Genomic DNA, 12181 nt, shown 5'->3' with positions numbered 1-12181 from the left:
TATGCAGGTAATTGGAATTACAGGCGGAGTAGGAGCAGGTAAATCTGCTATTCTGGAGTATCTGGAGCAGAATTACAGAGTAAAAAATCTGATTGCAGACAAAATTGCACGGATGATGATGGAGCCGGGAAGCGAATGTTACCGGAAGTTGCTGAAATTTCTTCCGGTGGAAGTGTATAACGAAGATGAAAGTATTAATCGTTCCGCACTGGCTGCGGCAATCTTTACTTCTGAGGATTTGCGGAAACGCGTAAATGATGTGATGCATCCGGTGGTGAAGGAATATATTCTGGCTCAGATTGAAGAACAGAAGCGCATGGGCCTTCTGGATTTTGTGGTGATAGAGGCGGCCCTTCTGATTGAAGATAATTACGATGAAATCTGTGATGAACTCTGGTATGTGCGCACTTCGGAGGAGGTAAGGAAGAAACGTCTGATGCGCTCAAGAGGCTATACGCAGGAACAGGTGGAACAGATGTTTGCAAGCCAGCTTTCTGATGAAGAATACCGGAAAAACTGTCAGGTGATTATTGAAAATAACGGAACCAGAGAAGAAACTTTTTATCAGGTGGCTCAGGCTATAAAAGAAAAAGGGGAGTTAAATAAAATGGAGCAGCAGTTAGACGGAGTTCCATTGGTATTTGGACTGGATATCGGCACCAGAAATGTGGTAGGTACCGTAGGTTATAAAGAAGATGACGATTTTTACGTGGTAGCCCAGTATGTAAAGGAACACGCCACACGTTCCATGTTAGACGGACAGATTCATGATATCGGCCGGGTAGGACGTACCATCAATGAAGTGAAAAAGGAGCTGGAAGAACAGAGCCGCCTTTCCTTAAATGAAGTCTGTATTGCGGCCGCTGGACGTGTGCTGAAAACAGTTACCACTACCGTGGAATACAGTTTTCCGGAAGAAATCGTGGTGACAGGAGAAGATGTGCATACCCTGGATTTACTGGGAATTGAAAAGGCCCAGCAGATTTTAAATGAAAATAATGACACCAATTTTAAATTTTACTGCGTGGGATATTCCGTAGTAAAATATTACCTGAACGGAGATATTTTCTCCAATCTGGAAGGCCATAAAGCAGAAGTAATCAGTGCGGATATTATTGTGACATTCCTGCCGGAAGACGTGGTGGACGGTCTGTATTCGGCAGTGGGCCTTGCAGGACTGAAAGTGGCCAGCCTTACGCTGGAGCCTATTGCGGCCATCAATGTGGCCATTCCGGAAACATTCCGGATGCTGAATATTGCCCTGGTGGATGTGGGAGCGGGAACCAGTGATATTTCCGTGACAAGAGACGGAAGTATTATCGCCTACGGCATGATACCCTGTGCCGGAGATGAGATTACAGAGCTGCTGGTACAGCATTATCTGGTGGATTTTAAGACTGCGGAACATATCAAGCTCAGCTCCACCACAGAGAAAGAAATTGAATATCAGGATATTATGATGATAAAACATACAGTGACTGCAGAAGAAGTATGGGATCTGATTCAGCCTCTGGTGTACAATCTGACAGAAGATATTGCAGCCAAAATCAAAGAGCTTAACGGTGGAGAAACCGTAAGCGCTACCTTTGTGGTAGGCGGCGGCGGAAAAGTCCATGGATTTGTGGAACATCTGGCGGAAGAACTGGAACTGCCGCTGGAGCGTGTGGCGCTGCGGGGTGAGGAAGTGCTGCAGGAAATTCACTTTGAACAGCAGGATATCAGAAAGGACCCCCTGCTGGTAACGCCCATTGGTATCTGTATCAGTTATTATGACCAGAAAAATAATTTTGTGTTTGTGCGGTTTAACGGTGAACGGATTAAATTATATGACAATAATAAGCTGACAATTGTGGATGCCGCTTTGCGGGCCGGGTTCCCCAATGAACAGCTTTTCCCGCGCAGAGGCAGGGAAATCAATTTCTATGTAAACGGGAAAAAGCGGATTGTGCGCGGAGAACCGGGAGAATCTGCAGTGGTCCGGGTCAATGGCAGAGTGACCAGTATCAATGCCACACTGGAACCCAACAGTGATATTGTGATTGAGCCTTCTACTATGGGTGAGGCGGCAGTGTGCCGGCTGGAAGAACTGGAAGAATACGGAAGGGTAGTAATCACATTTGAAGTAAATGGAAGGATGATTACCTGTCCCAGATTTGCAGAGGTAAACGGAAGTCTGGAGCCTCCTTATTATGAAATACAGGAAAATGACTGGGTGGAGATGCGCAATTTTTACACGGTAGCTCAGATTATGGAGTTTATGGACGTGGAAATTGATATGGACAGCGAGATTCTGGTAAATAACAAGCCGGCAGATCTGGATACCATGGTTTATGAAAATTTTTCTGTGGAATGGGATGTGATTACCTATCGGACGCCGCCCTCAGAAATTGAGAACGTGTACAAACGTTCGGAACCGCTGGTAATGGAGGAAGAGGCAGTTTCAGAACCGGAGCCCGCAGAAGAACCAAAACCGGTGAAAGAGGAAGAAGCAAAGGTTCAGCCTCAGCCGGAACCGGTAAAGGCAGAAGAACCGAAGCCTCAGCCAAAACCGGTAAAAGAGGAAGCAAAAAAAACTCAGCCTCAGCCGGAACCCATAAAGGCAGAAGAACCGAAGCCTCAGCCAAAACCGGTAAAAGAGGAGGAAGCAAAAGCTCAGTCTCAGCCGGAACCGGTGAAAGCAGAGGAACCAGAGTCTCTTACGGAAGAACCGGAACTGTCGCAGGAAGAACTTGAAGAAAAATTTATTCAGTCCCAGCAGACAGCGGAAAGCGATATCCGTCCTACTGTTATAAAGAAGCCGGAAGTGAAAACAGTAAAGGCGAAACCGGAAACAGTTTCTCTGCAGGTAATCGTAAACAATGCGGCAGTTACCCTTACCGGAAAATCATCTTATGTGTTTGTAGATGTATTTGACGCCATATCCTTTGATTTGAATGCAGGAAACGGAAGAGCCATTGTTACCAGACTGAATAATGCAATGCCATCTTATACCGCTCCTCTCCAGTATGGAGATGTGATTGAAATTTACTGGGAGGATTAGAAAACATGAAACTGTGCAGCATTGCCAGCGGCAGCAGCGGAAACTGTATATTTGCAGGAACAGATACCACCAGCCTGCTGATTGATACCGGAATCAGCGGGAAGCGGGTGGAACAGGGACTGAATGAAATCGGACATACTGCAAAAGAAATGGATGGGATCCTGATTACCCATGAGCATTCTGACCATATCAGCGGCCTTGGAGTGATATCCAGGCGGTACGGGATTCCCATTTATACCACAAAGGGAACCTGGGAGGCTATTTTAAAATGTAAAACCACAGGACAGATGCCGGAAGAACTGTTTCGGGAGATTGAGCCGGATCAGGAGTTTATCCTTGGGGATATCAGAATAAATCCGGTAGCCGTTTCCCACGATGCCGCAATGCCCACTGCCTTTATTCTCCGCCATGGGCAAAAATCCATGGCGGTTATGACAGATTTGGGAAGATATGACGATTATATTATAGAAAGACTGCAGCATCTGGATGTGCTGCTGCTGGAAGCCAATCATGATGTACATATGCTGCAGGTGGGGACGTATCCTTACAATTTAAAGCAGCGGATTCTGGGAGACCGGGGGCATCTGTCAAATGAACTGTCCGGGCGGCTGTTAAGCGAGGTGCTCCACGATAATTTTAAAGCAGTGATACTGGGGCATTTAAGTAAGGAAAATAATTACGAGAAGCTGGCCTATGAAACGGTACGCCTGGAGATAGATCTGGCGGATAATCCCTATCATGCAGGAGATTTTCCCATTTATGTGGCCAGACGCGACATGGTTTCCGATATCATTGAATGTTAAAAACTGGAGGAAAGAATGGAAAATAAAACAGACAGAACAATTATTACAGTAGTAGGAAAAGATACTGTGGGAATCATTGCCGGGGTGTGTACTTATCTGGCGGAACACGACATCAATATACTGGACATCAGCCAGACCATAGTACAGGGATTTTTTAATATGATGATGATTGTGGATATGAGTAAGGCAACCGGTTCTTTTGACCAGTGTGCCGGAGAGTTAGAGCAGGTTGGGGAGAAAATCGGCGTGTCCATCAAATGTCAGAGGGAAGAAATTTTCAATAAAATGCACAGAATTTAAGGAGCGGCACAATGATAAATATCTGGGAAGTAAAAGAAACCAACAAAATGATAGAGCAGGAAAATCTGGATGTCCGCACCATTACTCTGGGTATCAGCCTGCTGGACTGTATGGATTCTGATCTGGAAAAATTAAATGAAAATATCTATAATAAAATCACCGCAACAGCTGCGGACCTGGTGGAGACAGGAGAAGAAATTCAACGCAATTACTGTATTCCCATTGTAAATAAAAGGATTTCTGTAACTCCCGTTGCACTGGTGGGCCAGACAGCCTGCCAGACGCCGGAGGATTTTGTGACAATAGCCAGAACCCTGGACAGAGCTGCCAAAGCAGTGGGGGTAAATTTTATCGGCGGCTATTCTGCACTGGTGTCAAAAGGAATGACAAAGGGAGATGAAAATCTGATTCGTTCCATTCCAATGGCCCTTGCTGAGACAGAACGTGTCTGCAGTTCCATCAATGTGGGCTCCACCAAAACCGGTATTAATATGGATGCGGTAAAGCTCATGGGCGAAATTGTGCTTCAGACAGCAGAATATACGAAAGAAAATGATTCTCTGGGCTGTGCAAAGCTGGTAATTTTCTGCAATGCGCCTGATGACAATCCCTTTATGGCCGGGGCATTCCATGGAGTGACAGAGGCAGACGCCATTATCAACGTGGGAGTTTCCGGGCCGGGTGTTGTGAAGAAGGCGTTAGAGCAGGTACGGAATGAGAATTTTGAAGTGCTCTGTGAAACCATCAAAAAGACAGCCTTTAAGATTACCCGCGTAGGGCAGCTTGTGGCTCAGGAAGCCAGCAGAAGAATGGGAATTCCCTTTGGGATTATAGATTTATCTCTGGCGCCCACGCCGGCAATTGGTGATTCGGTGGCGGAAATACTGGAAGAAATCGGTCTGGAATATGCAGGAGCTCCCGGTACCACAGCCGCTCTGGCCCTTCTGAACGATCAGGTAAAAAAAGGTGGAATTATGGCGTCCTCCTATGTGGGGGGATTAAGCGGGGCTTTTATTCCGGTCAGTGAGGACCAGGGAATGATTGATGCGGTGGAAGCCGGAGCTCTGACACTGGAAAAACTGGAAGCCATGACCTGCGTATGTTCTGTGGGACTTGATATGATAGCCATTCCCGGAGACGTGCCTCCCTCCGTAATTTCCGGTATCATTGCCGATGAAATGGCTATCGGAATGATTAATCAGAAAACCACTGCAGTGCGTCTGATTCCCGTAATCGGAAAAAATGTGGGAGATACCGTGGAATTCGGCGGACTTCTGGGCCATGCGCCTGTGATGCCCGTCAATAAATTCGGATGTGAAGCATTTATCAGCCGCGGCGGCAGAATACCTGCTCCGGTGCACAGCTTTAAGAACTAAAAAAAATTTGTATAATGAGAAGGGTTATGATATAATATTGAAGAATATTATACGCCCGTATGGGCTTTGATATTTTATGCCCTATAAATAATGAAAGCACCGGAGGTGGAATCTTTGAACGAGAGAGAAGATTACCTGGACAGATTGTTGCGGGGAGTGGAAGATAGTCCGGAAGATATTCAGGAAACAGAGGAAGATTTTTTAGATGAATTTAATAATTCCTTTTCAGAAGATGATGAAAACGATTTTCTGATGGAATTTGAGAAAAGCAGGAATAAACCGGAAGCAGATTTTACAGCGGATGAAAGCATGGATTTCGATATGGAAGATATTGACCATATTGTGAACAATGTCAAAAACAATACCATGGATGAACCGGAGGAAGCAGATACCTTTGGCGCTTCTGATACTTTCGGAGACCTGGATACGTTCGGGGATTTGGATACTTTCGGGGGAGAGGATGAGCCAGGAGAAGTGGATACTCTGGGAGGAGATGATCTGCCCATAGAGGAGTCTCTGGAGAATTTTTCGGAAGAGGAATCAAATCTGGATGGAATCAGCACGGATTTTGAAAGCGGAGAACCGGAATTTATGATCAATACCATGGATGATGAGTCCTTTGGCACAGAAGATATGGATGATATGATTCCGGGACTGGAAGATGGGGAAGCAGAACTGCCGGAAAACGGAGATTTGGGGGAGAGCGGAATGCCGATGGATGAGATGGAATCCATGGCTATGGAACTGGCCAGAGAAATTGATGATCTTGGACTGGATGAGATGGAAGAGAGCGGGAAAACCAGTAAAAAAAGCGCTCAGGATCAGGAAAAACTGGACGAAGTTCTGTCTGAAGAGGACGAAGAGCCTGGGAAAGGCAAAAAGAAGAAAAAAGAAAAAAAGGGAGAAAACGGCGATAAGAAAACGGGATTTTTCAAACGTCTGTCCATGGCTTTGTTCGGAGAAGAGGAAGTTGTGGTCAGCGATGAGGAAAAGATTCCGGAAATCGGTGATATAGAGAACATTTCTGACGAAAATATTGATATTCTGAGGGAGATGGAAGGGAAGAAGGGGAAATCAGAGGATGACGCCAAAGCCCGGAAAGCTCAGAAGAAAAAGGAAAAGGCAGAAAAGAAAGCTCAGAAAAAGAAAGAAAAAGCAGAAAAGAAGGCCCAGAAAGAAAAAGAAAAGGCGGCAAAGCCAAAGAAGGAAAAGAAGGTAAAAGAACCAAAAGTAGTGGTAAAAACCAAACCGCTGCCCAAAAAGCCGGTATTTCTCATTATGCTGGTAGGCGTTTCCCTGGTTATTCTGATTAATCTGATTACCACCCAGGTGGGCTATACCATGGATGTGGCAGATGCGAAGAAATATTATGAACAGGGAGATTATGTGGAAGCCTATACCTGTTTTACACAGGGCGCAAAAGTAAAAGCAGCAGATGAGGAACTGTATAACAAGGCAAAATATACTGCTTATGTGCAGCAGCAGTTCCGGAATTATTATATGTACAGAGAACAGAATATGCATCCGGAGGCCCTGAATGCCCTGATCTGCGGTCTGGGCAGATATGACAAAAATGTTTCCGATGCAGTGAAGGCCGGAGCCACAGCGGAATTTGACAAGATGCTGATGGAACTGGAAAAACTGTTATCCGAAAATTACAGTATGACATTGGAACAGGCCAGGACACTGTATGCAATCCATGAAAAAGAAGATTATACATATGCTCTGTATGATGTGATTGACAGCCTGGGGCTTTCCGAATAGGCGAAAGACAGGAGCAGTGATATGATAGCAGTCATAGATTACGATGCAGGAAATCTGAAAAGTGTGGAAAAAGCTCTGAAATTTCTGGGAGAGGAAAGTATTGTCACCGGAGATTTCAGGGAAATTCTGAAAGCAGATAAAGTGATTCTTCCGGGAGTCGGCGCTTTTGGAGTGGCAATGGAGCACCTGAAAAAATATGAACTGGACAAAGTAATACGCGAAATAACTGACAGGCAGACGCCCTTTCTGGGTATCTGCCTGGGTCTGCAGCTGCTGTTTGAAGGAAGCGAAGAGAATGACGGTGTGGAAGGGCTTTGCGTTCTGGACGGTAAAATTTTAAAAATACCGGACAGTCCCGGACTGAAAATTCCTCATATCGGCTGGAATTCCCTGCATCTTCAGAATCAGGGCAGACTGTTTGAAGGAATAGCGGAAGGAGCGTTTGTATATTTTGTCCATTCTTTTTATCTGAAAGCAGAGAAAGAAGAAATTGTGAAAGCGTCCACTGATTACAGTGTGAATATTCATGCATCCGTAGAGCAGGGGAATGTATTTGCCTGCCAGTTTCATCCGGAAAAAAGCAGTTCTGTGGGTTTGCAGATTCTGCGGAATTTTGCCGGGACAGGAAAGGATTGAATATGTTTACGAAGAGAATTATTCCCTGTCTGGACGTACATAACGGGCGGGTGGTAAAAGGAGTTAATTTTGTAAACCTGAAAGATGCCGGGGACCCGGTGGAAATTGCAGCGGCCTATGACCGGGCAGGAGCGGATGAGGTGGTTTTCCTGGACATTACCGCATCTTCTGATGCCAGAAATACTGTTGTTGGCATGGTCCGCAGAGTGGCGGAGACGGTGTTCATTCCCTTTACGGTAGGCGGAGGCATCCGTACAGTGGAGGACTTTCGAGTATTGCTTCGGGAAGGAGCAGACAAGATTTCCATAAATTCTTCTGCTCTCAATACACCGAATCTGATACAGGAGGCGGCGGACAAATTCGGCAGTCAGTGTGTGGTGGTTGCCATAGATGCCAAAAGAAGGGCGGACGGCAGCGGCTGGAATGTCTATAAAAATGGCGGCCGGATTGATATGGGACTGGATGCGGTGGCATGGGCAGTCCGGGCATGTGAACTGGGCGCAGGGGAAATTCTCCTTACCAGTATGGACTGCGACGGTACAAAAGCCGGTTATGATCTGGAACTGACCAGCGCCATTGCAAAACAGGTTTCCATACCGGTGATTGCATCCGGCGGTGCAGGTACAAAAGAGCATTTTTATGAGGCGCTGACAGAAGGCGGTGCAGACGCGGCGCTGGCGGCTTCTCTGTTCCATTATAAAGAACTGGAAATTATGGATTTAAAAGAGTATCTGGCACAGAAAGGTGTGCCCATGAGAATATAGCGGTGCGGCCGCTGTCTGGAAAAGGAAACAGTGGAGGTTATTTACGATGGGAATGCTGGTGAACGACTGGGTAGAGGCAATTGGAGAGGAATTTAAGAAGCCTTACTATGCGAAACTTTATAAATTTGTCAGAGAAGAATATAATACAAGGGTTATTTATCCTCCGGCAGACGACATATTCAATGCTTTGCATCTGACCCCTTTAAGCAGAATAAAAGTATTGATTCTGGGGCAGGACCCTTATCATAATGAAGGGCAGGCCCATGGCCTTTGTTTTTCGGTAAAACCGGGGGTAGAAGCGCCCCCTTCTCTGGGAAATATTTATAAAGAGCTGCATGAGGATCTGGGATGCCGGATTCCGAATAACGGATATCTGGTAAAATGGGCGGAGCAGGGCGTACTTATGCTGAATACGGTGCTTACCGTCCGGGCCCATCAGGCCAATTCCCATCAGGGACAGGGCTGGGAACAGTTTACGGATGCAATTATCCATGCAGTAAATGCACAGGACAGGCCCATTGTGTCCATGCTGTGGGGAAGACCGGCTCAGAACAAAGGCTCTATTCTGACCAATCCGAAACATTTGATTTTGAAAGCGCCCCATCCCAGTCCGCTGTCGGCATACCGGGGATTTTTCGGCTGTAAACATTTCAGCCAGGCCAATGAATTCCTTCAGGCCAATGGAGCTGAACCGATAGACTGGCAGATTGAAGACCTTTAAACTTTAAAAAAACGGATGGATTTTCAGAAAAATATTGCCAAAATCGGTGAAAAATGGTATAATACATCTAAATAATCTGTAAAAGGAATTTTTATGGCTGTAAGTAATATGGAATAAAAGTTCCGGACAGTAAAAAAGTTGTAAGCAGGGGAAGAGACAGGGAAGTCCGCCCGATTCAAAGGAGTGAGGTTTATGGCATTTTTTGGATTAAATAACGCAAATTCAGTAAACACATTGTTTTCCAGCCTGAATTCAGGGGCGTCCGGATTTGGTTCCGGGAATATTCTGGCTGATTATGCGAGCATTCGCAATGGTGGGTATTATAAGCTGCTGAAGGCATATTATGGAACCCATTCCAACCGACAGAATCCTTCCGATACATCACAGGTAAAGCGTCCTTCCACATCCACATCTGTTTCCAAAGATTCTACAAAGAAGCTGACCAAAATAGAGAACAGTGCGGATGATCTGAAGAGTTCAGCAGATGCACTGCTTACCAGAGGGAATAAAAATGTGTTCCGGAAGGTAGATGTGAAGCAGGAAGACGGCACTGTGAAGAAGGATTATGACAGAAACGCTATTTATGATAAGATAAAATCTTTTGTGGATGATTATAATGCCCTGATAAGTAATGCGGAAGATACCAATACCGGAACCATCGACCGGGCTGTGCGGCAGTTGACTCATCTGACAGACACCAATGAAAAGACACTGGATAAGATTGGTATTTCCATCGCAGAAGATGATACGCTGCGTCTCGATAAGGAGACTTTCATGAAGGCAGATATGGATCTGGTGAAAGGGCTTTTTAATGGGAATGGTTCTTACGGCTACTCCGTATCTACGAAGGCTTCCATGGTAGATTACTATGCACAGAATGAGGCAAGTAAAGCAAACACCTATGGACGCAATGGAGCATACAATTATAATTATTCTTATGGAAGTAATTATAACAGCTATTTTTAAGAGATCAGAGTTTGATAAGTTGAGAGAACTGTTGCAAAGCAGCAGTTCTCTTTTTCATCATATAGGGAAATTCCGGTTGCCCTGTATGATAAGGATTTTTATCTCAGCTTGCAATTGGAGGGCCGCACATGACATTTCATCGTCACAGACGCCATTCCCACAGAGTAAACAGTATGGACTATTACGCCAGCCAGTCGGGAATATGCCACTGGAATGACAGCTATAAAGTAATATCCGCCTGCAGTATCCTGCTGCTGTGCATTCTTTTGAATCAGCCGGTAGTTTCCATTACAGTGATTTTTACCATGGGATTTGTGAATATAAAGGCAAATGGCGTGTCTTTTTCTGATTATACAGGATTTCTGAAAATTCCCGTTGCCTTTCTGATACTGGGAAGTGCGGCAATTGCCTGCGGTATATCCCGGTCTCCGGCAGGAGATTTCAGGATTTCACTGAACTGGTTTTATGTGTATACAACAGGGAAAAGAATAAAAGAGGCGGCAGAACTGTTTCTGAAGGCAATGGGTGCAGTGAGCGCCATGTACTTTCTGGCATTGTCTACTCCGGCAAATGAACTGACAGGCGTGCTGAAAAAGGCCCATGTTCCCCGAATTATTGTGGAACTGATGGACATGATTTACCGCTTCATTTTTATTTTGACAGAGGTACAGGGCAGGATGAAAACAGCAGCCGCCTCACGACTGGGATATGTGGATTTTAAAACCTCCTGTTATTCTTTTGGACAGACAGGAGGAAATCTGTTTCTGATTTCCCTGAAAAAAGCAAATGCCTGTTATGATGCCATGATTTCAAGGGGCTACGAGGGAGAACTGCCTTTCTGGGAAGAAGAGAAGCAGCTGAAATTATGGCAGATTGGGCTGCTGTTGGTTTATGAAATCAGCCTGATTATGCTGTCTGTGTTCCTTTGAAAGGCTGACGATAAAAAACGAAGCGTGAAGATTTTTGAGAGGAGGAAGTTTTGGAATCCGGAGATATAATTTTACAGGTACAGCATTTATCATATGGATATCATCCCGGAAATCCCGTGTTGAAGGATGTGAGCGTTTCTGTCCGAAAAGGGGAAAAAGTGGCAGTGATGGGAGCAAATGGCGCGGGAAAATCCACTTTTTTTCTGAATCTGAATGGAGTGCTGCAGGCAGAAACAGGAGAGATTTTTTATAAGGGACAGAAAACAGGGAAGAAGAATCTGAATGAACTGCGCAGGCATGTGGGCTTTGTATTTCAGGATGCAGACAGTCAGATTATTGCTTCCAGCGTCCAGGCGGAAGTGGCTTTTGGCCCCATGAATCTGAAACTGTCTAAAGAAGAAGTAAGAGAGCGGGTAGATCAGGCGCTGGAGTATATGGATTTGCAGGCCTACAGGTCCAGGCCGCCTCACTATTTAAGCGGAGGGGAGAAAAAGCGGGTCAGTATTGCAGATATCATTGCCATGCATTCGGAGGTGATATTGTTTGATGAACCCACAGCAGCCCTTGATCCCCTGAGTGCAGACATGTTAGAGGAAGTTCTGGAGAAGCTGTCCGGAGAGGGGAAAGCCCTGCTTGTTTCCACTCATGATGTGGATTTTGCATACCGTTGGGCGGAGCGGGTGCTGGTTTTTGACCAGGGGCAGGTTATAGCAGACGGAGAAGTATTGTCTGTATTTCAGGAGGAAGCTGTTCTGGAGCGGGCACATCTGAAAAAGCCTGAATTGCTGACCGTATATGAGGTACTTCTGGAAAAGGGGCTGATACGGGAAAACAGTTTTCCCAGGCAGGCGGAAGAACTGGCAGAAGCCATGGACTTATAAA

The 12181-nt window shown here is 45.6% G+C and carries 11 protein-coding genes; all 11 read left to right on the top strand.

The genetic code is table 11. The features are described from left to right. Nucleotide 1 precedes the first annotated feature (1 nt). The 11 genes from coaE (at nt 2) to C805_RS18330 (ending at nt 12180) form a co-directional block, all read left to right on the top strand. Nucleotides 2-3040 carry a dephospho-CoA kinase gene (gene coaE, locus C805_RS0106025; RefSeq protein WP_016215470.1) on the top strand — a complete coding sequence of 1013 codons (3039 nt, stop codon included), beginning with the start codon at nt 2-4 and terminating at the stop codon, nt 3038-3040. Between the two features lie 5 nt (nt 3041-3045). Further along, a complete protein-coding gene (locus tag C805_RS18375; protein WP_016215469.1) occupies nt 3046-3843 on the top strand; it encodes an MBL fold metallo-hydrolase in 798 nt (265 codons plus the stop codon). 15 nt (nt 3844-3858) lie between these two features. Next, on the top strand, nt 3859-4143 hold the full coding sequence (locus C805_RS18370; protein ID WP_016215468.1) for an ACT domain-containing protein: 285 nt from the start codon (nt 3859-3861) through the stop codon (nt 4141-4143). 11 nt (nt 4144-4154) lie between these two features. Beyond that, a complete protein-coding gene (locus tag C805_RS18365) occupies nt 4155-5519 on the top strand; it encodes a PFL family protein (RefSeq protein ID WP_016215467.1) in 1365 nt (454 codons plus the stop codon). A gap of 114 nt (nt 5520-5633) precedes the next feature. Continuing rightward, nucleotides 5634-7283 (top strand): hypothetical protein, encoded by a 1650-nt coding sequence (locus C805_RS18360; RefSeq protein WP_016215466.1) that lies wholly within the window; start codon nt 5634-5636, stop codon nt 7281-7283. Between the two features lie 21 nt (nt 7284-7304). Continuing rightward, the gene (gene hisH, locus C805_RS18355) at nt 7305-7919 is read left to right on the top strand and encodes an imidazole glycerol phosphate synthase subunit HisH (protein WP_016215465.1); all 615 of its coding nucleotides are present in this window, start codon (nt 7305-7307) and stop codon (nt 7917-7919) included. Between the two features lie 2 nt (nt 7920-7921). Beyond that, nucleotides 7922-8683: an imidazole glycerol phosphate synthase subunit HisF gene (gene hisF, locus C805_RS18350; RefSeq protein ID WP_016215464.1), complete on the top strand. Its 762-nt coding sequence runs from the start codon at nt 7922-7924 to the stop codon at nt 8681-8683. Between the two features lie 46 nt (nt 8684-8729). Further along, nucleotides 8730-9404 carry a uracil-DNA glycosylase gene (gene ung / locus C805_RS18345; RefSeq protein ID WP_016215463.1) on the top strand — a complete coding sequence of 225 codons (675 nt, stop codon included), beginning with the start codon at nt 8730-8732 and terminating at the stop codon, nt 9402-9404. A 192-nt stretch (nt 9405-9596) separates the two neighbouring features. Next, a complete protein-coding gene (locus C805_RS18340; protein WP_016215462.1) occupies nt 9597-10370 on the top strand; it encodes a hypothetical protein in 774 nt (257 codons plus the stop codon). A gap of 128 nt (nt 10371-10498) precedes the next feature. Beyond that, a complete protein-coding gene (gene cbiQ / locus C805_RS18335; RefSeq protein WP_016215461.1) occupies nt 10499-11299 on the top strand; it encodes a cobalt ECF transporter T component CbiQ in 801 nt (266 codons plus the stop codon). 50 nt (nt 11300-11349) lie between these two features. Further along, nucleotides 11350-12180 carry an energy-coupling factor ABC transporter ATP-binding protein gene (locus tag C805_RS18330; RefSeq protein WP_016215460.1) on the top strand — a complete coding sequence of 277 codons (831 nt, stop codon included), beginning with the start codon at nt 11350-11352 and terminating at the stop codon, nt 12178-12180. Nucleotide 12181 lies beyond the last annotated feature (1 nt).

It is taken from the genome of Eubacterium sp. 14-2, assembly GCF_000403845.2.
Taxonomy (GTDB): Bacteria; Bacillota; Clostridia; order Lachnospirales; family Lachnospiraceae; genus Petralouisia.
Note: the sequence above shows the minus strand (reverse complement) of the source record. Positions and strands in the feature narration are given on the sequence as shown.

Coding starts and splice junctions, on each gene's coding strand:
- coaE (WP_016215470.1), top strand. CDS start 2: ATGCAGGTAATTGGAATTACAGGCGGAGTAGGAGCAGGTAAATCTGCT.
- C805_RS18375 (WP_016215469.1), top strand. CDS start 3,046: ATGAAACTGTGCAGCATTGCCAGCGGCAGCAGCGGAAACTGTATATTT.
- C805_RS18370 (WP_016215468.1), top strand. CDS start 3,859: ATGGAAAATAAAACAGACAGAACAATTATTACAGTAGTAGGAAAAGAT.
- C805_RS18365 (WP_016215467.1), top strand. CDS start 4,155: ATGATAAATATCTGGGAAGTAAAAGAAACCAACAAAATGATAGAGCAG.
- hisH (WP_016215465.1), top strand. CDS start 7,305: ATGATAGCAGTCATAGATTACGATGCAGGAAATCTGAAAAGTGTGGAA.
- hisF (WP_016215464.1), top strand. CDS start 7,922: ATGTTTACGAAGAGAATTATTCCCTGTCTGGACGTACATAACGGGCGG.
- ung (WP_016215463.1), top strand. CDS start 8,730: ATGGGAATGCTGGTGAACGACTGGGTAGAGGCAATTGGAGAGGAATTT.
- C805_RS18340 (WP_016215462.1), top strand. CDS start 9,597: ATGGCATTTTTTGGATTAAATAACGCAAATTCAGTAAACACATTGTTT.
- cbiQ (WP_016215461.1), top strand. CDS start 10,499: ATGACATTTCATCGTCACAGACGCCATTCCCACAGAGTAAACAGTATG.